Raw genomic sequence first — 21,455 nt, forward strand, 5'->3', positions numbered from 1 at the left:
CATGCCCCTCGCTCGCTCACGAAAGCTCCGCGCCGCGCCGGCCGCCATGCTTCATAGCATTGACGCGAGCGAGCGGCGGCTTGCCGTCGCGGATTGCACGGATGCAGAGGTCCTCTTCGCGCAGCTTCAGCGCGAGTGCGATGTCGGCGTGCGTCACGCCATCTTTACGCGGCTCGGCTCCCTCGCCGACACCGAGGTAGCCGAGCGTCTAGTGAGCTTTCTCGGCTCCGAGGAGGTCGCTCAGCGCAATGACGCCATCCTTGCATTGCGGCGTTGTGGCGTTTCGGCCGTGCCGGCTTTGAGGGGCGCACTCAGATCTCCTGATCCGGATGTCAGAATCTTCGGCGCGAACGCGCTGGAAGGAATTCCGGCGCCGTCCTCCCGCGCGCTTCTCATCGATCTTCTCGCGCAGGAGGGCGACGCGAATGTGTGCCTGGCAGCGGTAGAAGCACTCGCGCAGATCGGTACTTCCGCCGATGTTCCCTCGCTCACCGCGCTGCGTGACCGCTTCCCCGGAGAGCCGGGGCTCGGTTTTGCCGTTGCCCTCGCGCTGGATACCATCGGAGAAGGGATGTGAGCCATCTCTCCGCGGAGCGACCTGCCCCCGGCTTCCCCGCGGAGGATGTCGCGCGGTTCCAGGAATTCTTTTATCGCAGGACCGGTATCCAGTTCGGGCAGGCAAAGCGCTACTTCCTCGATCGTCGGCTGCAGGAGCGCATCGAAGCGACTGGTTCGCCGAGTTTGCGCGCCTATCTGCTCGCCTTGCGCTTTGAAGATGCGAATGGGGCAGAGTTCCAGCAGCTCATCAACGCGATGACAGTCAACGAAACCTATTTCTACCGGGAAGAGTATCAGTTCCGCTGTCTGTCGCGGGAACTGATGCCCACGCTCGCCAAGCTGCGGCCGGGCGAGAGGCTGCGCATCTGGTCGCTACCCTGCTCCACGGGAGAGGAAGCCTATTCGATCGCACTCCATCTGAGCGAGAACTGGCCCGATCTCGAAACCATCGAGGTGGAAATCACGGGTTCGGACATCGACACGCGCGTGCTCGCCGAGGCGCGCCAGGGCGTTTATGACGCAAGAGCTGTGCAAAATCTCCCGGCGCCGGTCCTGGAGCGGCATTTCGAGGCGTCGAGCCCAGGGAAATGGCGGATCAGCCGTGCAATGCGCGAAGCGCTAGCCTTCAGCACTGTCAACCTAGCGGACGCAGCGGCAATGCGGGCTCATCGCGGGCGCTACGACGTCATCTTTTGCCGCAATCTGCTCATCTATTTCGACGATCCTTCTCGCCGCCAAGCTGCGGAGACTCTCTATGACAGCCTGCGCCCTGGGGGCTTCCTCTGCCTCGGGCATTCGGAATCCATGAGCCGAATGTCGGCGCTCTTCACTGTTCGGAAATGCGCGGATGCGATCGTCTACCAGAGGCCCCTTGCATGAGTACGCCCTGTACCGTCTTGGTCGTGGATGATGCCATGACCGTCCGCAAGTTCCACCGCGCCGTTCTTGAGGGGGCGGGCTTTGCGGTGGAGGAGGCGATGGATGGCGTCGAGGCGCTCGAGCGGGCGCTGTCGGCATCAAGGCCATTCGGACTGCTGCTGGTTGACGTGAACATGCCGGGATTGGATGGCTACTCGCTTGTCACGCGGCTGCGGGGCGAGGCGTCCCTTGCTGCGACGCCCGTCATCATGATCAGCTCCGAGCGCGAGCCGCGTGACGCGGAGCTGGGCTTCGCGGCCGGCGCCAACCTGTTCCTGGTCAAGCCCGTACGACCGGAGAGCCTGTCGGCCTTCGTCCTGGCCATGGCGGAGCCTGGGGCGTGAAGCGGCTCGACAATCCGTTGCTTGCGCAGTTCATCCCGGAGGCGCGGGAACTTCTGGAGCACGCCGGCCGCAGTCTTCTCACGCTTGAGCGCGCGCCGGGCGACGTCGCAGCGATGAACGCGCTGTTCCGGGCTGTACACACGCTGAAGGGCACGTCCGGGTTGTTCGAGATCCCAGCGGTCACCCGCAGCCTGCACGCCATGGAGGATCTGCTGGGCGCCGCCCAGGCGGGCCGTGTCGTGCTAAGCTCGGCATTGGCCGATGTTTTGCTGGATACGCTTGACCAGACGGGGCGTTGGGTGGACGCGCTTGCCAACGAGGGCGCGATTGGAGCCGACGCGGGCGGTATCGCTGACGCGCTGATCAAGCAGCTTGCACCGCTCATGGGCGGGAGCTCGGCTGGCGTGGCCAGCGAAATGGCCATGGATGACCCGCCCGGCTGGCTCGTGCGCGTCGGCCCGCTGCCAGCCGGTCCGCTATTGGCGGTCACTTATACACCAGATGCTCATTGCTTTTTTCGGGGCGAGGACCCGCTGGGCCTGGTCCGGCAGCTTCCGGGCCTCTTTTGGCTCTGTGTTGAGCCTGTGGCCCCATGGCCTGAGCTTGGGGCACTCGATCCCTACCATTCGAACCTGCGTTACCTCGCCGTTGCTCGCTGCCGTTCAGCAGAGGCGGCGGAGTTGTTCCGCTACGTGCCCGACCAGGTGCAATTCGCAGCCCTCGGCGGTGACTCTTCTCCCGCCGGGAAGGAGGTCTGGCGTGCAATCCTTGCTGCGCAGGTCCGCCTTTTGGATGCAGCGCCGACGCCTGACCCGATCGCCGATGGCCGCTTGGTCGCGGCACGGGAGACGGCGCGCCGTGGGCTCATTGCCGCCGGCCGATCTGCCATCCTGCCGGAGGACGTAACGGGTCTGCGTGCAGCCCTACAGGCTTTGCTCGCGTCGCAGGACGCTCCGGCAGCGGAGACGCGCATGGCGGTGCCTGAGGCCCCTCGCGTTGCCGGCACCCCGATTCTGCGCGTCGAGCAAGGCAAAGTGGACGCGCTGATGAACCTCACGGGTGAACTGGTGGTCGCAAAGAACGCGCTGGCCTGGCTCGCCCGGCGCGCGGCTGGTGAGCAGATGTCGCCACGCCAGCTGGCGCGCGAGATCAAGGATCGCCATGCGCTGTTCAACCGGATCGCAGAGGACATGCAGGCGGCGATCATGTCAGTCCGCATGCTGCCGGTGGATCATGTGTTCCAGCGCTTTCCCCGGCTTGTCCGTGACATCGCCCGGCGTCTGGGCAAAGAGGTGGAACTGCAGCTCGAAGGGGCCGAGACTGAGGCCGACAAGACAGTCATCGAGGCTATGGCGGACCCGCTCATCCACATGGTCCGCAACAGCCTCGACCATGGGATCGAGCCTCCGGCCGAGCGGCTGGCTGGCGGCAAGCCGGAGCAGGGTACCCTGCGCCTGACCGCCCAGCATGAGAATGATCACGTCGTCATCCGGGTGATCGACGATGGTCGCGGGCTCGACGCCGCGCGGTTGAGGGCGAAGGCGGTCGAGAAGGGTCTGATGGATGCGGAACGGGCAGCGGCATTGACCGATGAGGAGGCCTTCCAGCTCATCTTTTTGTCTGGATTCTCGACAGCCGCCGCTATCTCCGATCTTTCCGGGCGTGGCGTGGGCATGGATGTCGTCCGCAGCACGATCGAGCGTGCGGGGGGGCGTGTTCGGCTCTTCTCTCGGTCAGGGGAGGGAACAATGGTCGAAATCGCGCTGCCCCTCTCCATGGCAATCACGCGTATCATGACGGTGGCCTGTGGTGAACGCCTCTTCGGCGTTCCCATGGGGCTGGTGGTGGAAACCGTGCGCGTCGCGCGCGAAGAGTTGCGTCGCGTTGGCGGGACGGACGCTTTCGTGCTGCGCGATCGGGTCGTTCCCTTCCTTCACCTCGCACGCCTTCTCGATCTGCCAGACAAGCCCGGGCCTCAGCCGCAGCCGGAAGCCATCCTCGTGGTCTGCCTGAATGGCGAGCGGCTCGGTATTGCTGTCTCGGCCTTCCAGGATGTCTTGGAAACGATCGTGAAGCCGCTCGAAGGCGTCCTGGCCGGACTGCGCGGTTTCACCGGCACAACCTTGCTTGGTGACGGCCGTGTTCTGCTCGTCCTTGACCTTCCGGAGCTCGTTCGCCGATGCCCTTGAGCATGGAGGGCGCGATCGCCAGCCTCTGTGGCCATGTCGCAATCGAAGAGGCGGAAGCGTTGGCCGAATGGCTGCGCGCGACGCCCGACGCCGTGGTAAATCTCTCCGCCTGCGAGGCTTTGCACAGTGCGGTGCTGCAGGTGCTCCTCGTTGCCTTGCCACGTTGTGCCGCTCCGCCGCCCGACCAGGTCCTGGCCGCCCTGCTTTTCATCCTGCCCGCCGAGGTGCCCGCATGAAGCCCGTGATGCTCGTGGACGACAGCCCGACCATGCTTGCCAGCATGGCCAGCGTACTCAGCCAGGCCGGACAGGCCGTCGAGAAGGCAGCCAGCGCCGAGGAGGCGCTTGCGAAGCTCAAGGCTGCGCCGCCGCTCAGAGCAATGATCACCGACTACCATATGCCTGGCATGAACGGGGCAGCGCTGGTACGCGAGATGCGCAAGCTGCCCGCATATCGCTTCCTGCCGATCCTCGTCCTGACGACTGAGTCCGAGCAGACGCGCCGGGATGAGGCGCGGGCTGCGGGCGCCACCGGCTGGCTGGTGAAGCCCGTGGCACCGGACAAGCTGATGGAGGTATTGCGTCAGGTTGCGCCGGTCTGATCGCACCATGCCGCATGACGGGTCCCCTACGGCCGCCGCAGCCGCGCTCCGAAGTCGCATCCTGGCAGTGCTCGCGCTCGGTTTGATCTTGAGCGTGGCGGCCGCGAACGCTGCGCGCGCGCTTCTTGGCACCGGCATGCTGGCCGACCTGTTCGCGGCCGCGGCGTTCGCGACGGCCATGCTGCCGCTGCTCGCGCGCAGGGCCCAGCCGGAGCCTCCGCCGGTCGCTGCTGCCCTTGTCTCTCCGGTCATGGAAAAGGTACCGGCCGCGCCTTCGGCGCCGGCTGTCGCGGCGGAGCTGGAGCGATACCGGGAGGTGGCGGGAATCCTCCACGCACAAGTGGATGGCGCGATCGCCGATACAGAAGGCGCGGCGCTCGGCCTCATTCAGGAGTTGAACGCACTAGAGGCCGCGACCCGTGTCCTTATGGCAGACCTCGCCGAGGCCGAGGCCGCCGGCGCGCGCCTCAACCAGGAAGGCCAGCAGGATGTGGCACGCATGGGCGCGGCGATGGCCGAGCTCCGCGACAGGCTCGCTGCGCGAACCGCCCAGATCGAGGGTGACCGCGCGATCTATGAGCGCATCGCCCAGGAAGCGGAGGGTTTCGCGCGGGCCATTGGTGACATTGGCAGCATCGCGCAGCAGACGCGGCTGTTGGCCCTCAACGCGACGATCGAGGCGGCCCGCGCGGGTGAATCCGGCAAGGGCTTCGCCGTCGTGGCGCAGGAGGTGCGCGAGCTCGCTGGACAGACTTCCAAGGTGGCGGACGGCGTGACATCGGGGCTCGCGCGCTTGCGTGACCTGATGCAGGCGCGCATGTCCGACGCGCTCGATACAGCCGCCGACCATTCACTGCTGGACTCCGCGCGCGAGCAGGCGGCAGGTGCGGTGCTCGCCTTCGAGCGCATCGCGTCCGGCTCGTCAGGCGCTCTGCAATCCACTTCGCTTCACGGGCACAGCATCGGTGGGCATATCACACAAGCTTTGGGCGCCATGCAGTTCCAGGACATCGTCCGCCAGCGGCTCGAGCAGGTGGGCGAGGCCATTGAGCGCCTTGGGCTGCACGCGGGTTGGCTCGCTGAGGCTCTGCATGAGCGGCGCTGCGTGGAGAGCGTGGAAAGCACTCTCTTGAGGCGCATGGAGGAATCCTACGTGATGCATGGCCAGCGCCTCGCACATGGCAACACTGCCAGCTCCGGCGGGCCTGCGGTCGAGCTGTTCTGACGGTGGACCGCATGCGTATCGGCTGGACCATCTGGCTGCCTCTGATGCTCTGCATTCTCTTTACGGGGCAGCTTCTACTGATCTTGCTGACCGGCCCTGGGAGAGGTTCGGTCGTGGCTTCGTGTGTTCTGGCTCTTGGCTTCGCCATCCTCGCGATCTGGCAGATCAGTCAGCGACGCCCCCACCATGACCTGGAGGACGCGAGGGCCATGCCTGCGCCGCCGTCTGCAATTGCGTGTCCCCTCCCTGTCGCGCCACCGCGAGCTCTGCCGCCTGGTGTCCAGGCGGAGCGGCGGCGGCATCCGCGTCTTTCGGTGGACTGGCCGGGCAAGATCGTTTGGCATCAAGCCGGCGAAGAGGCGACGCGGCTGCAAGACCTTTCGCGTGGCGGCGCTCGCCTGGTCCATACGCGTCAAGTGCCGTCAGGGCGGCGTGGCTTGCTGCTGGTGCCCGGCCTCAGCCTGCCCGTGCCTTTCACCATCGTCGCCTCCAGTCCAGTCACCGGTCTACATATTCGCTTTGACCTGGAGGGGATGGGTCTCGACGAACTCGAGCAGCAACTCCAGGCCTTGACCGCGGAGGGCGAGGGGACTGGCCGCGTCTGAACGTCGTGGATTCCGTGCGGGATGCGGGCTGAGCGTGCGGAGCCGGCTGCAGAAGGCAGGCTGCCCGGTTTGGTCGCCCGTCGTCGTCGGATGGCCCGTTTCCGGTCATTACATCCTGGGACAGGCTTTGCGCGAAGGTGCTGTTGGTCGCCAAGCCCAGCCAGCGCTTTGGTCTGGTCCCCGTCCGGCAATGCGACCCTGCCCGGGAGGCCAGCCACCGAACCGAAATCCCTTGCGACCCGCAGATCGGGCGCACGACCCAGTCGCATATGCGATCTATCGCGGCGCTTGGGTCGGGAACCCGAAGAGATAAGGCAGGCCTTCAGCGATATTGACTCGGCGGCCGCCGGCTTCCGCAAACGATTGCTCTTCGGCCGACCGGCAGCCAGTCGGACTGGCGACGGGCTCACGCCTAATCAGCGGCGGGTGAACGCCAACCTGGGCGTTCCTCGCCGAGGCAGGGAATGGACCTTGCGGCAGGATCAACCGGCTGTCGCTCGGGCGGCGGCGCCGAGGCCCGCCAGTCGACCCAGCACAACAGCCGTCAGCAGCCCGTTGCCTGAGAGATAGCCCGCGGCGAGCGGTCCCGAGACACCGCAGGCCGCGCCCCCTGCCGCGAACAGGTTCGGGAGTGCGCTGCCGTCCTGCCGCAGCACCCGCGCCATCTCATCGACGACCAGTCCCCCCTGAGTGTGGAAGAGCGCGCCCGTCACGCGCACCGCGTGGAACGGCGCGGCGAGGTGCCGTGTGGACGACCAGTCGCGTCCGAAGCAATCCATACCGCCGGTGGGCGGCAGTTCCAGCTTGGGCAGCCCGATCCGGTGGGCCAAGGCTTCCGGTGTTTCCGCCGTTACGATGGCTCCGTGCGCCTCGGCTTGTCGGAAATCCTCGAATTGTCTGGCGACGGCGGCGATGCGTCCGTCGAAGATGTTCCAGGCGATGCGGCCGGGCTGTGCCAGAACGGCCGCTGCCGCTTCGGAATAGCCGGACGCTTCGTTCCAGAAGCGCCGGCCGGCTTGGTTTACCTGGAAGCCACCCTCCATGATGACGGCCCAGGTGACTAGGATGCCAGCCGGATGTGCCACCGAGCCATGGCCCTGGTGGCCGCCGAGATGGCGCGTGGCCGCGCCCATCGCCTGCCCCCAACGCAGCGCATCACCACGATTGCCGGCGTGGCCGAAATAGACGGCGTCCGCCAGTTCGGGGATGTGTTGCGCGACCAGGGCAGGGTCACCGCCGTAGCCCGAGCAGGCCAAGATGAGATTGTCACAACCGATCAGCTCGGTGCTGCCGTCCGGACGGGTCAGCGTAGCAGCGCGCACCGCATCGGTCGCGTCAGCGTGCAACTCCCTCACAGTGGCGCCGGTGAGCAAGGTGACGCCCGCGCGTTCGACCGCAGCCAGAAGCGCGTCCATCAACTCGCCGCCGGCGCGTGTCGGCAGGCCGTGCATCCGGCGCTGATGGTGGCCCGGATAGTCAAAGTCATACACCAGGGAGAAGTCGAGCCCGTGGCTATCCGCCAACCATTCGAGGGTGGGCGCCGCGCCCTGGGTCACGGCGGCGACACTCCTGGGATCGGCCGCCTGGGCCGCCTTTCTCTGGATGTCCGCAGCGAAAGCGGCTGGATCGTCCGCGATTCCCAACGCCTTCTGCCAACGCGTCCCCGCCGCAGGAATCAGGCCGGCGGAGAGCGCGGTTGACCCGCGTGGCAGCGCATCACGCTCCAGGACCACCGGCGCTGTGCCGGCCCCGGCGGCGGCCAGGGCTGCCACAAGGCCCGCCGCGCCACCGCCGATGATCAGGACCGGCGCAGTGAATTCCGGGCTCACCGCATCGCGCAGGACGCTCAAGCCATGGCCTCCGCGACGGTCGAGATGCGCGCGATAGAGGCGAGGCTCGCCAGCGCGCTCTCATGCAGCGCGGGGGTGAAGGTGGCGCAGCCATCGCTGAGCACCGTCACCTCATATTCGCGCACATGCGCGTCGCGCGCGGTGGAGGTGACGCCGCCATTGGTGACGATGCCGGCGACCAGCAGGCGCGTCACGCCGGCCTTGCGCAGCACCCATTCGAGGCGTGTCTGGTGGAAGGCGGAATAGGCGACCTTCTCCACGCTGAAATCCGCCGGCTGGAGTTCCTCCACCAGCGCATGGCCCCAGCCGCCGGCCGCGAAATCGCCGCGCGCGAGGAAGGGGCGCAGGCGGCGCAGATGTGGGTCGATCATCGGCTCGCCATCGCGGCCGGGCACCAGGGTGAAATGGGTGGAGACCACCACGCCGCCCGCCGCCCGCACATGGCGGGCCAGTGGGGCGAGGCGCGCGGGCAGCGTCGCGATGGCGGGCGCCCCCTGTCCCGCGCGGCCATAGGCGCCATCGGGGTGCAGGAAGTCGTTCTGCAGATCGCAGAGCAGCAGGGCGGTGTCCTTCATGCGCGCTCCAGGATCAGGTTGCCGAGCGTGTCGGTGCGCGCGGCGAGGCCGGGTTCGACGAGGATTGTGGTGTCGGGCTGTTCAAGCAATGCGGGGCCCCGCACCACATGGCCGGCCGGCAGGTCCAGCCGTGCGAAGACGGGGGTGGGCCACCAGGCGCCGTCGAAGCGCACCTGGCGCGTCTCGACGGGCGCGCTCTGGCCCGTGGCAGGCGGGGCGAGGGCCGCCATATCGAAGGCCGTGCGGCGACCGATGGCGGTGACGCGGCTGCCCAGGATGCGCACGCCGATGCCGGGCAGCAGGCGGGAGAAGGCACGGCCATAGGCGGCCTCGAAGGCGATGCGTATCACCTCTTCCGTCACCTCCGCGCCGGGAAGTGGCACAGCGACCGTGTGCGTCTGGCCGACATAGTGCATGTCGAGTTCGAAGAAACTCTCGATGCCGGTGAGTGGAAGGCCCGCATCCTCCACGACGGTGCGCGTCGCCGCCGCCGTCTCGGCCAGGTGGCAGCTCAGCGCTGCGGCATCGAGGCCCGTGAGGTCGAGGTTGAGCGTGCGCGTCGCGTCATGTCGCACATCGGCCAGCACGCAGCCTAGCGCCGAAGTGATACCCGGGAAGCGCGGCACCAGCGCCGCGCGCAGCCCAACTTCGCGCAGCAGCGCGCCCACATGCAGCGCGCCGCCGCCACCGAAGGGCAGCAGGGCGAAATCCCCCGGATCATGCCCGCGCTCAATTGAGACGAGGCGGATCGCGCCCGCCATGCGCGCATTGGCGACGCGGATGATGGCCTCGGCCGCGCTCGCTGCATCGAGGCCGAGGGGGCGGCCGATATGCTCGAGGATTGCGGTCTCGGCCGCCGCGGAATCCAGCCGCGCCAGCGTGCCACCGATCGGCCGCGCCGCATTGATGCGGCCGAGCACGAGGTTGGCGTCGGTCAGCGTGGGGCGGGTGTTGCCCTGACCGTAGCAGACCGGGCCCGGCCGGCTGCCGGCGCTCTCAGGGCCGACCTGGAGGAGGCCGCCGGCATCGACCCGTGCGATGGAGCCGCCGCCGGCGCCGATGGTGGTGATCTCGATCATCGGGCTGCGGATGACCAGGCCGAAATCCACCGTGGTCTGTGCGGCGAGCGCCATCTCGCCCTCCACCACCAGCGAGACGTCGAAGGAGGTGCCGCCGAGGTCACCCGTGATGACGTTGGCGAAGCCAGCAGCACGCGCGATGGCAGCCGCCGCGATCACGCCCGCGGCCGGGCCGGAGAGCGCCGTGCGCGCTGGCGTGGCGCGCGCCCGCGCCGTGGACATGATGCCGCCATTGGACTGCACGATGTGGAAGCGGCCGGCGAAGCGGCGGCTGGCGAGTGCTCCCTCCAGTCGCTCCAGGTAATCAGCCACTTTAGGCTGAAGATAGGCGTTCAGCGCCGTGGTGCTGGCGCGCTCGAACTCGCGGATCTCGGGAAGGATCTCGCTCGAGACGCTCACATGCTGATTTGGCCAGAGGGCGCGCAGCGCGTCGGCCGCCGCGCGTTCATTGGCCGCGTTCGCGTAGCTGTTGATGAAGATCAGCGCCACGGCCTCCGCCCCCTCCGCCAGCAGGGCCGAGGCCACCGCGCGCACGGCGTCCAGGTCGACGGGCGTGTGGATCGTGCCGTCGGCCAGCGTGCGCTCTGGTACCTCGCGGCGCAGAGCGCGCTCGGCGATCGGCGTGAAGTTGCCCCAGAGGCCCCAGGCGCGGGGCCGGTCACGACGGCGCATTTCCAGAACGTCGCGGAAGCCCTCGGTGGTGATGACGCCGAGGCGGCAGCCCTTGCGCTCCAGGAGCGCATTGGTGCCGACCGTGGTGCCATGCACGATGGCGTTGAAGCCCGCGACATCGCCTAGTGCCGAGAGGCCCTCGAGGAAGCCGGCTGCCTCGTCGCCGCGCTGCGAGGGGACCTTGGCGGTACGGAAGGCGCCGCTCCCAGGATCGAAGAGGAAGAGGTCGGTGAAGGTGCCGCCGACATCCACGCCGATGATCGCAGTCATGTCATATAGCCCTGACGAAGATCTTCGGCGCGGGCCGCGGGGTCACGTTCGGCCGGATCGCCCCAGCCGCCGCCGCCCGGTGTTTCAAGGCGGACGCGCGCGCCTGTCGGCAGCGTGACGCCCACGATCTTGCTGGCGAGCGGCGGCCTGTGCCAGGCGGCGCCATCGATGGTCCAGCTGAAGCGGTTGAGCGCGGCGGGGCGTCCGCCCTCCACGCCGAAGGGGGCGAAGCGACCGCGCTCGCCGAGCAGAAACACCTCCGTCGTGCCAGGCGCGAGAGCCTCGATCTCGTAGATGGCGCCGAGCCCGCCACGATGACGGCCATCGCCAGCGCTGTCAGGTCGCAGTGCCCATTGGGTGAACATCACGGGATGCGCGGCCTCGAGGATCTCGGCCGGCGGCATGGTGGCGGTGCTGATCGGATTGTTGGCATGCGCGAGGCCGTCCCCCTCCGGATTGCCGCCCAGGCCGCCGCCGAAGAAGGAGAAGAGCACGAAGCGCGAGCCATCGGCGCGGGTACCCGCCATGGAGAGCGCGTTGATGGTTCCGAAGGGCGCGGCCGTGGCACGCACCGGGTCGGCCTTGGCCAGCGCGCCGAAGACCACGCCGATGACGCGCAAGATCGTCTCGGTATAGCCGCCGACCGGCCGCGGCGCCTCGGCACTTAGCAGGCAGGTGGGCGGCAGGGTGAAGCGGACGCCGCGCAGCACGCCAGCATTGGCCGGTACCTCGGGAAAGGCGTGCTTGAGGGCAACGTAACAACAGGCGATGGCGGTGGCGCGCGCGATGTTGAGCGGGCCCGCGCAGGCCCGAGAACTGCGAGAGAAGTCGAGATGCAGCGCATCTCCGTCCACGGTCATCTCAAGCGCAATGGTCAGCGCTGCGTCGCTGATGCCGTCATTGTCGAGGAAATCCTCAAAGGAATAGGTGCCGTCGGGCAGGGCGGCGATCTCGGCGCGCATCAGTGCCTCGGCGCTGTCGAGCAAGGCCGACCAAGCGCCCTCCAGCAGGGGCGCGCCATACTCGGCGAGCAGTGCATCGAGCCGGCGTTGACCGAGGTCGAGTGCGTTGAGCTGCCCGTTCAGGTCGCCCCAGTTGGATTGCGGCACGCGCGAATTGGCGGCGAGGATGTCGAGGATGTCCTGGTCCAGTTGGCCGGCGCGTATCAGCTTCACCGGCGGGATTCGCACGCCCTCCTGGTGGCTTTCGGTGGCGCGAGCGTTGAAGTTGCCCGGTACATTGCCACCGATGTCGAGCCAATGCCCCACGCTCGCCAGCCAGCAGAAGAGGCGGCCCTCATGGAAGAAGGGCCGCACCAGGCGAAAATCGTTCAGGTGGGTGCCGCCGGCATAGGGGTCGTTGAAGAGGAAGGTGTCGCCGGGGTGGAGCCCGCCCTCGCGCGCCACCTTCTCGATCACCGCCCGCACAGCGAATGACATGGCACCCACGAAGATCGGCAGGCCTTGGGTGCCCTGGACGAGCGTATCGCCGTTGGTTGGATGATAAATTCCATGGCATGCGTCTCGGGCTTCGGCGATGATGGGGTTGAAGGCGCTGCGATAGAGCGTTGCGTCCATCTCGTCGGCGATCTGCTCAAGGCGCCCCTTCAGGATGGCGAGCGTCACTGGATCAGGCAGGGTCATCATGTGGCGGGACTGTCATGATGTGGGGGATGGCGCAAGCCCCCGGAAAACCTTGCTTGCATTGTACGCAACTTGGCTTCACTAGCATCCGACAGATGACAAGGATTCCATCAATGCGTCCCCTGACCCGCCGCGCCGCGCTCCTGGCGCCGAGTTTCCTTGCCGCTCCTGCGGTCGCTCAGGGGGGCACTTCCGGCGCGGATTGGGCACCAAGCCAGCCGGTGCGCCTGATCAATCCCTTCGCGCCCGGTGGTAGCCCCGATATCCTTGCGCGTGCTATGGCGCCGCATGTCCAACAGATGCTGGGCCAGCCGATGGTGGTCGAGAACCGGCCCGGCGCCGGCGGCATGGTGGGCGCGCGCTACGCCGCGCAGCAGCAGGCTGATGGACATGCGGTGTTCCTGGCCGCCATCTCTGCCGTGCTGGCGCCCTTTATGGCGCGCGAGCCCGGCTATCGCATCGAGGATTTCCGCCCCGTCTCCATCCTCACGGTCACGCCGCTGGTCCTCGTCGTCCGAGAGAACTTCCCGGCGCAGAATGCGGCAGAGTGGGACCGTGCGTTGCGCGGCAATCCGGGCCGGTTCACCTATGCCACGGCCGGCATCGGGACGCCGCACCAGATGGCGGCTGAACTGTATGCCAACCTCACCGGCGCGCAGGTCACGCATGTGCCCTATCGCGGCACGGCCCCCGCGCTGACCGACATCCGCGCGGGGACGGTGGATTTCATGTTCGCCGACCTCGCCGCAGCGCTGGGACAGATCCGCCAGGGAGGCTTGCGCGCGCTGGCGGTGACGACGAATCGCCGCGTCCCCGCCATCGCCGATGTGCCGACGATGGGCGAGGCCATCCTACCCAGCTTCGAAGCATATAGCTTCGTGAGTTGGTGGGTGGCTGCCCGCACACCCGATGCCGCCGTGCGCCGCCTCAACCAGGTGGCGTTGCACGCGCTGGGCCAGCCGGACGTGCAGGCGCGCATCCAGGAGTTCGGCTTCCTGGCTGAGGGCACCAGCACGGAGCGCGCGCAGGATTTCGTCGCGGCCGAGGGTGCCAAATGGAGTGCCGTGATCCGCGCCCGCAACCTCCGCTTCGAGGAGGGGTGACGCGGGATTGATGCAGACCCGCCGCATGTTCGACGCCCACCCGCTCGGCAGGCTCACTTCGAGTTCAGGGACGTAGAGCAGCGATGCGGCGTTCGCCCCGGTCGGTTCCTTCCGCTGCCGCTGCCGCGGCCAGGAGAGCCAAGCTGCTGCTGTAGTACCCGAGGTCGGTTGCGGCTGCTTGCCCCGACTCCGTCACCGCGACGCGCAGCCGCGCGAGACGGAGGATTGCAGCGTGCCCGAGGCTCGCGGGATAAGGCGCAATCCGGTTCTCGCTCAGCGTGACCCAGGCCGGCACGTAGGGGTGTGCCGGGTCTGTCCAGAAGCTGTCGACTTGTCGCATCAGCGGCGCCTGCCAACGGCCGCTCCACGCGAGATAGATGGGCAAGCGGACCGCGTCATCGCCGAAGCGGTCGCCACGAACCGGCTCAGGTTCGATCGGCCCCCCACGACGGCGAAGCATCACCCAATCAGCCGGAAGCGACCAGCGGCCATAGCGTGCCTCAAGCAGCATCCGTTCGCCCTCGGCGATAAGCGCTGGCCAGGCGGGATGCGGATGGGCAGCGGCCAGAGCCTCGAGGGCAGGAAACACATAGTAGGATGGGTTGAGGACCAGGTGAGTGCCATGGTCGAACCCCCAGGCCCCCGGCATCAGGACCGTCCTCCCCCCGATCTGCCGGCAGGAGACGCGGAGGATATCGTGGGCGATGGCAAGCGCCATGGCGCGGTATCCCTCGCCGGGCCAGCGTTCGTCTGCGCGCAACAGGGCCCAGGCATGAAAGATGTCCGCATCTGTCGCTGAGTTGATGTCATCCACTCCGCCTATTGGCCGGAAGCGCCAGGCGAGGAGGCGGTCGCCACGGATGGCGAGATTGGCGCGCGTCCAGCGGAAGATGCGCTCGAAGGTGGGTCGGTCATCGTGGATGGTCGCCAGGAGCATCCCCCAGGCCTGGCCTTCGGAATGGGAGATGCCTGCATTTCCGGTATCCACGACCCGTCCTGAGGAGGTGACGAAGCGCTGCTTGTAGCGGCTCCAGGGCGTCTGTTCCGCATGCAGCGCAGCGGGAGAGAGGCTTGCCCAGATGCTTGGCAGCGCAAGAGCGGCACGTCGACGGATGGAAGCTGACATGGGGAGCTATTCCGGCAGAGCGTTAATTTAGTATTAACAACCTATAGTTGTATTCGACATCGCAATAATGTAGATAATAGTAGAGTTGTGTTGAGGCGACCGGTCCTCGCCCTCAGCCCAGACCGGCGCCCGGAAAGCCGACAAAGGCATAACCGGCAGGTCGGACGGTCACGATAACGCCAGGGCCAAGCTTCTGGCGCAGCTTGCAGATCACGGTGTCTACCGCTCGGTCTCCGGGATGCAGCGGCCGGCCGAAGACGCGTTGGGAAAGTTTGCCCCGACTCACGGCCGCACCGCCGGCCATCGCCAGTTCATGCAGTACGCCGAACTCTGCAGTCGTGAGCCCACAGCCTGAGCCATCGGGGCGGACCACATCCCGCCGAATCTCCGATATGGCCCACCCGATCGGGGGACGGTCAGCGGCGGGTTGGACGCGGCGCAGCACCGCACGCATCCGCGCCATGATCTCTCGCTCGGGGACGGATTTATGGACCTGATCGTCAGCGCCCATCTCAAGGTTGATGATCCGGTCCACAGGATCCGACTGTGCCGTGAGGATGATCACCGGCACGCTTGAGACGGCGCGAATCTGTCCGAGCACCTCTGTACCGGTGACGTCACCCAGGCGCTGTTCCAGCAGGATCAGGTCCGGCGTTTCGAGATGCAGCCGCAGGGGCAACTCACCGGCGTCCTGGATCGCGATGACGCGGTAGCCGTGTCCGGTTAGATATTGCGTCAGCCGCCGCAGATGCTGCGCGTCCAGGTCCAGCAGAAGGATGCGCTCGGCCGAACTGTGTCGTGGAGAGCATATCTCGATCGGACCCGGCCGGGCGGGTGGTGCGGCGCCGAAGCTGTCCTGGCCCGCTCGTGCCGTACGGTCCACTCGGAGCGACCCTGCCGCTGGGTCTGGCTGGCTGGCGTCAGGCTCGATCGGCCGCATTTCCTTCCTCCATGACTGCCAGGCATTGTTCCTGGAGTTCGCGCTGGAGGCCTGCAGTCGCCTGCTGCCAGTCGAGGATGGCCCGCGATACCTCGCCGCCGTTCACAGCCACATGCGCGAGCCTTGTTGTCGCCTCGGCAGCCAAGCCTGCGTCAAGTTCGCGCAGCATCGGCGCAAGGCGCGTTGCTGCGGCGGCGAGGCCCGACATATCTCCACGTGCGGCGTGTCCCGGCAGGAGATCGAGCCCCGCCCGGATCTCCTGCATGAAGCCGCGAATGACGGGTTCGGCGGCCGCCCCCATGCGTGCGCGCAGCCGTGCCGCTCCCTGGGTCAGCCCTTCCGCTGGCTCGGTTGGCGTTGCGCTGCGGCGGCGCGTCACATCGGCGAGTTTCTCGAGAAGCTGCGCGCGATTGATCGGCTTGGCCAGGTGCCCATCCATTCCCGCGTCAAGGCAGGCTTCCACCTGGTCGATCATGGCCGACGCGCTGAGGGCGATAATGACAACGCGTGCGGCAGGCCCTTCCAGCGCGCGGATGCGGCGCGTCGCCTCCAGCCCATCCATCCCGGGCATCTGCACATCCATCAGGACCACGTCGTAGGGGGTGCGCTGCACGGCTTCCACGGCGGCCATGCCGTCCGCCACGAGATCCACGACATGCCCGGCTTTCTCCAGCATGACGCGAGCCAGGCTGCGGTTGACCAGTATGTCGTCCGCGACCAGCAGACGCAGCGGCCGTGCCGGCATCGGTTCAGGTGGGGGCGGCGGCTCCGGAGCGGGCGCCGGCTCTACGACTTCAGGCTCGGTCGCTGCGGGCATGGGCAGTTCGACCCAGAAGAGCGCGCCGCGCACAGGTGCGGAGCCGCAGCCGATTCGTCCTTCCATCGCGGCCACGAGTTGCGCGGAGATCGCGAGCCCGAGGCCCGTGGAGGGTGCGCCCGGCTCAACCGGCGCACCAATCTGGCTGAAGTCGCGGAACAAAAGGCTGCGCTTTTCCTCGGGAATGCCAGTACCGGAATCCTCAACCTCGATCCGCACCCAGCCGGAGCGGGGCTGACTCAGTCGCATCACGACGCGGCCGGTGGCCGGCGTGAACTTGACCGCGTTGGAGAGCAGGTTCAGCAATATCTGCCGCAGGCACAGCGGATCCACGAGAACTGTCGTGGGCAGGGCGGCATCCACGTCGAGTGCGAGCGCGATGCGCCGCCGCTCCACTTCGGGAGCGACGAGGGCGGCGCAAACCTCTGCGAGTGGACGAAGGGCGGTGGCGCGGGGTTTCATGTCGAGGCTCCGCGCTTCCGCCTTTGAAAGATCCAGGAGGGTATTCACCACATCGCGGAGGTGGGCAGCGGCATTGTAGACGAGCCCCAACTGCTCGCGTTGGCCCGTGCCGAGATCGCCATTTTGCAGGAGCAATTCTGCAAAGCCGAGCACGGCGTTCAGCGGTGTCCGAAGCTCGTGCGACATGCGGGCCAGGAACATGCCCTTGGCGGCCGAGGCGCGCTGCGCCACGTCCCGGGCGACGCTGAGTTCCGCCATCGCGCGCTTCATCTCCGTGATATCAGTGCGGATACCCACAATGCCGCCATCCGGCATGGGGCGCTCGGTGAGGAGCAGCCAGCGGCCATCGGGCAGCAGACGCTCGAATTGCTGCAACTCGCCCCTGCGGCGACGCGGCTTAAGATCTTGCAGGAATGCCTCAATGGCTGCCTCGGTCGGCTCGCCCTGGAGCTGGGGATATTGGCCGCGCCTGGCACCCTCCCGGATGATGTCGTCGAACCGCGCACCCGGCAGAATGAACGGAGCGGAGATGCTGTACATGTCTCGGTAGCTGCGGTTGGACACCACCAGCCTGTCTTTCGCATCGAACATGACGAAGCCGTCCGTCATGCTGTCCAATGCGTCTTCCAGTTGGCGCCGCCAGGCCAAGCGGTCTGCCTCGGCGCGATCGCGCTGGGCGAGCCAGACGATCAGGGCGATCATGAGAGCGATGGTGAGCGCGGCAAAGACCGCCGAGATCAGCACCGTCCGGTCACGATCGGCCCGCCAGGTCGCCAGCGCGGCATCCACCTCCATCTCTGTCGTGAGCCGCAGTGCGGGATAGAGGGTCTGCCATGAGGTTCCGATCACCTCGCGGTCATCCAGGCGCGACGGATGGATGGACGGAGCGCTGTTTTCTCCGGGAGGCGCCGGCAGGCGAAGGCCTTGGTTCTGGGCTGTGGCCGCAAGGATGGTGCCGCCCGCGCGCTCCAGCCAAATTCGCAAGCCGGGGGTCTCGATCCCTGGTGCCATCAGATTGGCGAGCATGGGAACCTGCACCTCGGCCACACCATGCACATTGCCCAGGCCTGCAAGATCCAGCGGGCGCGCGAAGAAGATCGACCACTCGCCATTCGCTGCGTTGCGAACCGGTTCACTCACCAGCAAGCCGCCGGCGCTGAGACCAGCGCTGACATAGTTGGGCCCGATCGGCGCCGCGAGGGGACGGCGCCGTGAAGCTGGCAAGGCGGCCGCTACAATGCGTCCGGTGCCGTCGACCAAAAGGAGGTCCCTGAAGGCAAAGTTCTGGCTGTTGATGTGGCGCAGCTGGCCGTTCACTCCGTCCGCCTCGCCGCCTTCGCGCGGCTGAGCACTCAGGCCGGGGGCGCTCAGCACCGGTGCAAGCAGAGCTGGAAGGCTGGTGAGCGTCGCATCGACCTGGAAGAGCGTACGATTGATGGCGTCACGAACAGCGTGGCCCGCGCGCTCGGTCAGGCCGGTCGCGCTTTCCATAGCATTCCGGCGCGAGGCATCCAGCAAGGCAGCTACGGCAAGGGCCTGGGTGAGGAGGAGGGCAATGCCGCAGATGGCGATTCCGAGGCGAAGGGGACGGCCATGCGTCATCGGGCCAACCCCATCGCACGCATTCCGGTCGTGGCTGCAAGGCTGTCATTCCAGGTTGTGATGCAGTCCTCCCCGCATCGGTCCAGCCAGCGCGGCAGCACAGCCTGCCGCACGAGCCGCCTGCGGATCTCCTCATCGGCCTCGCTGACCGGAACCACGCGCATGCGTCCGCGCTGCCCTGCTGTGCAATCCGCCTCTCCCGCGTTGCAGCGCAGCCCCTGCAGGGTGTCCTGCTCCGCGGCGGCCCATATCTCCTGCTCCAGGCTCGCTAGGCCGGAGCTGATCTGGCTCCGCACCTCTTCGGGCAAGGCCGCCCAGCTGGGACCATGCGCTGCGAAAACGCTGACGCCCCAGGAAAGCGCCATTGCGTGCACATGGCTCGTCACCTCATGTAGCCCGATTGAGTTTCCAGAAAGTGTGCCGGTGATGGCGCACTCCACCGCACCCCGGCGGATCGAGCTGACGATATCGGCGAAGGGAATGACAACTGGGATTGCGCCCACCGCCTCTATGAGGTCGGCCTGAGTGGCTGAGGAGGTGCGGACACGGCGGCCCAGGATGTCGCCCAACCCCGTGAAGGGTCTCGTGCAGAAAAGAACCTGCGCCGGATAAGCGTAGACGGCGAGGACTTCGAGGTTGTGGTTTCTGCGCAGCGTGCGGGTGAATACAGAACGGAATGCCTGCACGTTGCGGCGCAGATGCGCCATATCCGGGTTCAGGGCCGCGAGGTCGGAAGCCGTGAGTTCGGGCTCATCCGCGCCCGCGATTGTGAGGATCAACGTCCCGAACGGGATGACGCCCACGCGCATGAGGTGAATGAATTCATTGCCGCGGATACCGCTGCGGTCGAAGGTGGCGATCTCGGCCTGGACCCGCCCGCTGGTCAGCCTCGGCACGCGCTCAAGCCAGAAGGGCACTTCGTATCTGTCAAACTGCGTGACGCCGGCCAAGCCTCCCACGATCTTGAGATGGATAGGTGGCTGTTGCGCTGGTGCCAGGCTTGGGACGAGCGAGACGGTGAGGAATATTAGAAGGGTCACCCCCAGTCTTCGCATCCCGCCGGGTCCGGCTTCGGCCATGTGGCCTCGCTGCGACGGCGGGCCGTTGCGCCTCGGTTCGACGGTCATGCGGTGCCATCTCTGATTGCATTAATGAAGAGTTAACACGTTAAAGTTGTATCACCGCGGTTGCCGATTTTCCAGTGTTTGGCCGTCAGAGAATGTCGAGTTTTGTGGTTGGATGTTGCGTGGTGACCTCACGCTTGGATCGATCGCGCTCTCGGGAGGCGCGAGCGAGCCTCCATCAAACTCGACACGTGCGTGGTCAACCAACTGCCGTTGGATGTACCGGCCCGTTGACTGCCATCGCAATCCGTTGTGCGGAGGGGCATGGGGAGCACGACTCGGATAAGGAAGGACCCGCACACATCGGTCGCCCTCGGCTTGAGTCACGAAGAAATTGGCGTTTTCTGCCCTCTCAAACCGGCTCGGTCGAAGGCGCCTACGGCAGCGTCGTGGCCGAAGCAGTCTTCGTCATCCTCAAGTGCCCGCGGCTGAACCGTCGCAGTTTCCGCTCCCAGGCTGATGCGCGGGTGGTGGTGTGCGGCTTCATCAAGAGGCTCTATATTCCGGCCAAGCGCTACGCTTCCCCCCGCGACCTCGGCCATCGGATACGAAGCCATAACCCCTGCCAAAAAAACGATTCTACACGGTAATCGTCGACGGAAGCGAGGCAACTTCAACCTAGGTGACGGAGCCCAACATCACCGCGAGGCGAAGAGGAACTTATTTTCTGTAGGAACGAATCAGGCCCGACAGCATCCCTTGGACCTCAACGCGATCCGCCCCGAAGATTTTTGTCTCATAGAGCGGATTGCAGGGTTCAAGTGCGATAGAGTTGCCTCTCTTCCTGATTTTCTTCAGCGTCGCTTCCGCTTTGTCGACCAGGGCGACCACGATGTCACCGTTATCGAAGTTTGAGCCTAGGCGGATGATGGCAATGTCGCCATCCAGTATGCCCGCATCGCACATCGAATCCCCACTGACCTTGACCGCATAGTGCGGCCCTGAGTGAAGGAGGTCGGAGGGGACATCGATATAAGAAGTCGTCTCACCGATTGCCTCCTTCGGGTTACCAGCTGCAATATTCCCGAGAAGAGGAATCTTGAGGGGCCGTCTATCCACAAACGAATCTGCAAAAGGCTCGATCGTCCGCATGGATTGGGTGGAGTTGGTCTGCCGATCAGCTGCAAACTTTTGTGTTGGCAGGCGAACAACTTCGAGAGCTCGTGCCCTATGGGCTCGACGGCGCAGGAAGCCTCGTTCTTCTAAAGCAGTAATGAGTCTGTGGACACCGGATTTTGACCTTAGATCGAGACCGTCCTTCATCTCATCGAAAGACGGAGAAAACCCTGTCGTCTCGAGATGATGATGGATGAACATGAGTAACTCATGCTGCTTGCGGGTAAGCATGCTACGAAGACTTTCATGCGTTGGCAGGGGCGAACTGCCTCTCTGCGGTACAAACCATAAACATCCCCTTTGTTCTATAAAGGTTCTGTCCGGAGGTCAAACAGAGTTTTTTCGGAACTGATTGCCGCGGTCGGGCTCATCCCGCCAACTGGCCTACTCAACATCCTGCGAAGCCCTCCCACGTGGCGTGAGGTGAACCGCCCCGGGTTCGCCGGAGGCAGTTTGGTTTGAGTCACGCTGCCAGTGGCCGATTGTCCTGTCCTACTTGGTAGAGTGCCTCCGCTTCGGCCGGCAGGATGTTTCCGATGGGCTTTAACAGCCGCCGATGGTTGAATCAGGCTACCTGCTCGAGGGTGGCGAATTCCACGGCCTCGAGCGAGGGCGCCTTGGACGGCGATGGCCTCT

General features: G+C 66.3%; 18 protein-coding genes and 1 pseudogene. 9 read left to right on the plus strand and 10 right to left on the minus strand.

Annotated features, from left to right (window positions below):
• Position 1: 1 nt before the first annotated feature.
• The 8 genes from ACQ860_RS23045 to ACQ860_RS23080 all read left to right on the plus strand — a co-directional run bounded on the left by ACQ860_RS23045 (position 2) and on the right by ACQ860_RS23080 (position 6,440).
• Positions 2 to 577: a HEAT repeat domain-containing protein gene (locus ACQ860_RS23045; RefSeq protein ID WP_431305639.1), complete on the plus strand. Its 576-nt coding sequence runs from the start codon at positions 2 to 4 to the stop codon at positions 575 to 577.
• Positions 574 to 1,437 (plus strand): CheR family methyltransferase, encoded by an 864-nt coding sequence (locus tag ACQ860_RS23050; RefSeq protein ID WP_431305640.1) that lies wholly within the window; start codon positions 574 to 576, stop codon positions 1,435 to 1,437. Before ACQ860_RS23045 ends, ACQ860_RS23050 begins: the two co-directional genes overlap by 4 nt.
• On the plus strand, positions 1,434 to 1,820 hold the full coding sequence (locus ACQ860_RS23055) for a response regulator (RefSeq protein ID WP_431305641.1): 387 nt from the start codon (positions 1,434 to 1,436) through the stop codon (positions 1,818 to 1,820). Before ACQ860_RS23050 ends, ACQ860_RS23055 begins: the two co-directional genes overlap by 4 nt.
• Positions 1,817 to 4,009, plus strand: a complete 2,193-nt coding sequence (locus ACQ860_RS23060; protein ID WP_431305642.1) for a chemotaxis protein CheA — start codon at positions 1,817 to 1,819, stop codon at positions 4,007 to 4,009. The genes ACQ860_RS23055 and ACQ860_RS23060 overlap by 4 nt, the downstream gene beginning before the upstream one ends.
• Before the next feature lie 2 nt (positions 4,010 to 4,011).
• Positions 4,012 to 4,245: a hypothetical protein gene (locus ACQ860_RS23065; RefSeq protein WP_431305643.1), complete on the plus strand. Its 234-nt coding sequence runs from the start codon at positions 4,012 to 4,014 to the stop codon at positions 4,243 to 4,245.
• An 8-nt stretch (positions 4,246 to 4,253) separates the two neighbouring features.
• Positions 4,254 to 4,610, plus strand: a complete 357-nt coding sequence (locus ACQ860_RS23070) for a response regulator (protein WP_431305644.1) — start codon at positions 4,254 to 4,256, stop codon at positions 4,608 to 4,610.
• A gap of 67 nt (positions 4,611 to 4,677) precedes the next feature.
• Positions 4,678 to 5,835, plus strand: coding sequence for a methyl-accepting chemotaxis protein (locus ACQ860_RS23075; RefSeq protein WP_431305645.1), 1,158 nt, complete (start codon positions 4,678 to 4,680; stop codon positions 5,833 to 5,835).
• A gap of 11 nt (positions 5,836 to 5,846) precedes the next feature.
• The gene (locus ACQ860_RS23080) at positions 5,847 to 6,440 is read left to right on the plus strand and encodes a PilZ domain-containing protein (protein WP_431305646.1); all 594 of its coding nucleotides are present in this window, start codon (positions 5,847 to 5,849) and stop codon (positions 6,438 to 6,440) included.
• A 482-nt stretch (positions 6,441 to 6,922) separates the two neighbouring features.
• Here the strand turns inward: ACQ860_RS23080 and ACQ860_RS23085 are convergent, their stop codons facing one another.
• From ACQ860_RS23085 to ACQ860_RS23100, 4 genes are read right to left on the minus strand one after another with little or no spacing between them, the layout of a single operon-like run.
• On the minus strand, positions 6,923 to 8,290 hold the full coding sequence (locus tag ACQ860_RS23085; RefSeq protein ID WP_431305647.1) for an FAD-dependent oxidoreductase: 1,368 nt from the start codon (positions 8,288 to 8,290) through the stop codon (positions 6,923 to 6,925).
• The gene (locus tag ACQ860_RS23090; RefSeq protein WP_431305648.1) at positions 8,287 to 8,865 is read right to left on the minus strand and encodes a cysteine hydrolase family protein; all 579 of its coding nucleotides are present in this window, start codon (positions 8,863 to 8,865) and stop codon (positions 8,287 to 8,289) included. Before ACQ860_RS23090 ends, ACQ860_RS23085 begins: the two co-directional genes overlap by 4 nt.
• A complete protein-coding gene (locus ACQ860_RS23095) occupies positions 8,862 to 10,886 on the minus strand; it encodes a hydantoinase/oxoprolinase family protein (RefSeq protein WP_431305649.1) in 2,025 nt (674 codons plus the stop codon). Before ACQ860_RS23095 ends, ACQ860_RS23090 begins: the two co-directional genes overlap by 4 nt.
• Entirely contained in the window at positions 10,883 to 12,532 is a 1,650-nt protein-coding gene (locus ACQ860_RS23100) for a hydantoinase B/oxoprolinase family protein (RefSeq protein WP_431305650.1), read from the minus strand. Before ACQ860_RS23100 ends, ACQ860_RS23095 begins: the two co-directional genes overlap by 4 nt.
• A 275-nt stretch (positions 12,533 to 12,807) precedes the next feature.
• Between ACQ860_RS23100 and ACQ860_RS23105 the strand changes: the two genes are divergently transcribed.
• On the plus strand, positions 12,808 to 13,632 hold the full coding sequence (locus tag ACQ860_RS23105) for a Bug family tripartite tricarboxylate transporter substrate binding protein (protein WP_431305651.1): 825 nt from the start codon (positions 12,808 to 12,810) through the stop codon (positions 13,630 to 13,632).
• Between the two features lie 64 nt (positions 13,633 to 13,696).
• Here the strand turns inward: ACQ860_RS23105 and ACQ860_RS23110 are convergent, their stop codons facing one another.
• The 6 genes and pseudogenes from ACQ860_RS23110 to ACQ860_RS23135 all read right to left on the minus strand — a co-directional run.
• Positions 13,697 to 14,758, minus strand: a complete 1,062-nt coding sequence (locus ACQ860_RS23110) for a glycosyl hydrolase family 8 (protein WP_431305652.1) — start codon at positions 14,756 to 14,758, stop codon at positions 13,697 to 13,699.
• Positions 14,759 to 14,870: 112 nt separating this feature from the next.
• Positions 14,871 to 15,698: a response regulator transcription factor gene (locus ACQ860_RS23115; RefSeq protein WP_431305653.1), complete on the minus strand. Its 828-nt coding sequence runs from the start codon at positions 15,696 to 15,698 to the stop codon at positions 14,871 to 14,873.
• Complete coding sequence (locus tag ACQ860_RS23120) at positions 15,679 to 18,579, minus strand: response regulator (protein WP_431305654.1); 2,901 nt, start codon at positions 18,577 to 18,579, stop codon at positions 15,679 to 15,681. The genes ACQ860_RS23115 and ACQ860_RS23120 overlap by 20 nt, the downstream gene beginning before the upstream one ends.
• On the minus strand, positions 18,576 to 19,706 hold the full coding sequence (locus ACQ860_RS23125) for a TRAP transporter substrate-binding protein (protein ID WP_431305655.1): 1,131 nt from the start codon (positions 19,704 to 19,706) through the stop codon (positions 18,576 to 18,578). The genes ACQ860_RS23120 and ACQ860_RS23125 overlap by 4 nt, the downstream gene beginning before the upstream one ends.
• Before the next feature lie 657 nt (positions 19,707 to 20,363).
• Entirely contained in the window at positions 20,364 to 21,050 is a 687-nt protein-coding gene (gene lexA, locus ACQ860_RS23130) for a transcriptional repressor LexA (protein ID WP_431305656.1), read from the minus strand.
• 232 nt (positions 21,051 to 21,282) lie between these two features.
• Positions 21,283 to 21,429 (minus strand): annotated as a pseudogene (locus ACQ860_RS23135) (IS3 family transposase); the annotation flags it as partial.
• Positions 21,430 to 21,455 lie beyond the last annotated feature (26 nt).

This window comes from Sediminicoccus sp. BL-A-41-H5, from assembly GCF_050632405.1.
In the GTDB taxonomy this organism is placed as follows: Bacteria; Pseudomonadota; Alphaproteobacteria; order Acetobacterales; family Acetobacteraceae; genus Roseococcus.

Bases quoted from the DNA above. Each gene is read 5' to 3' on its own strand.
- ACQ860_RS23070 (WP_431305644.1), top strand. From the start codon at position 4,254: ATGCTCGTGGACGACAGCCCGACCATGCTTGCCAGCATGGCCAGCGTA.
- lexA (WP_431305656.1), bottom strand. From the start codon at position 21,050: ATGCTTACCCGCAAGCAGCATGAGTTACTCATGTTCATCCATCATCAT.
- ACQ860_RS23115 (WP_431305653.1), bottom strand. From the start codon at position 15,698: ATGCGGCCGATCGAGCCTGACGCCAGCCAGCCAGACCCAGCGGCAGGG.
- ACQ860_RS23095 (WP_431305649.1), bottom strand. From the start codon at position 10,886: ATGACTGCGATCATCGGCGTGGATGTCGGCGGCACCTTCACCGACCTC.
- ACQ860_RS23105 (WP_431305651.1), top strand. From the start codon at position 12,808: ATGGCGCCGCATGTCCAACAGATGCTGGGCCAGCCGATGGTGGTCGAG.
- ACQ860_RS23100 (WP_431305650.1), bottom strand. From the start codon at position 12,532: ATGATGACCCTGCCTGATCCAGTGACGCTCGCCATCCTGAAGGGGCGC.
- ACQ860_RS23120 (WP_431305654.1), bottom strand. From the start codon at position 18,579: ATGACGCATGGCCGTCCCCTTCGCCTCGGAATCGCCATCTGCGGCATT.
- ACQ860_RS23065 (WP_431305643.1), top strand. From the start codon at position 4,012: ATGGAGGGCGCGATCGCCAGCCTCTGTGGCCATGTCGCAATCGAAGAG.
- ACQ860_RS23045 (WP_431305639.1), top strand. From the start codon at position 2: ATGCCCCTCGCTCGCTCACGAAAGCTCCGCGCCGCGCCGGCCGCCATG.
- ACQ860_RS23080 (WP_431305646.1), top strand. From the start codon at position 5,847: ATGCGTATCGGCTGGACCATCTGGCTGCCTCTGATGCTCTGCATTCTC.
- ACQ860_RS23090 (WP_431305648.1), bottom strand. From the start codon at position 8,865: ATGAAGGACACCGCCCTGCTGCTCTGCGATCTGCAGAACGACTTCCTG.
- ACQ860_RS23110 (WP_431305652.1), bottom strand. From the start codon at position 14,758: ATGTCAGCTTCCATCCGTCGACGTGCCGCTCTTGCGCTGCCAAGCATC.
- ACQ860_RS23125 (WP_431305655.1), bottom strand. From the start codon at position 19,706: ATGACCGTCGAACCGAGGCGCAACGGCCCGCCGTCGCAGCGAGGCCAC.
- ACQ860_RS23055 (WP_431305641.1), top strand. From the start codon at position 1,434: ATGAGTACGCCCTGTACCGTCTTGGTCGTGGATGATGCCATGACCGTC.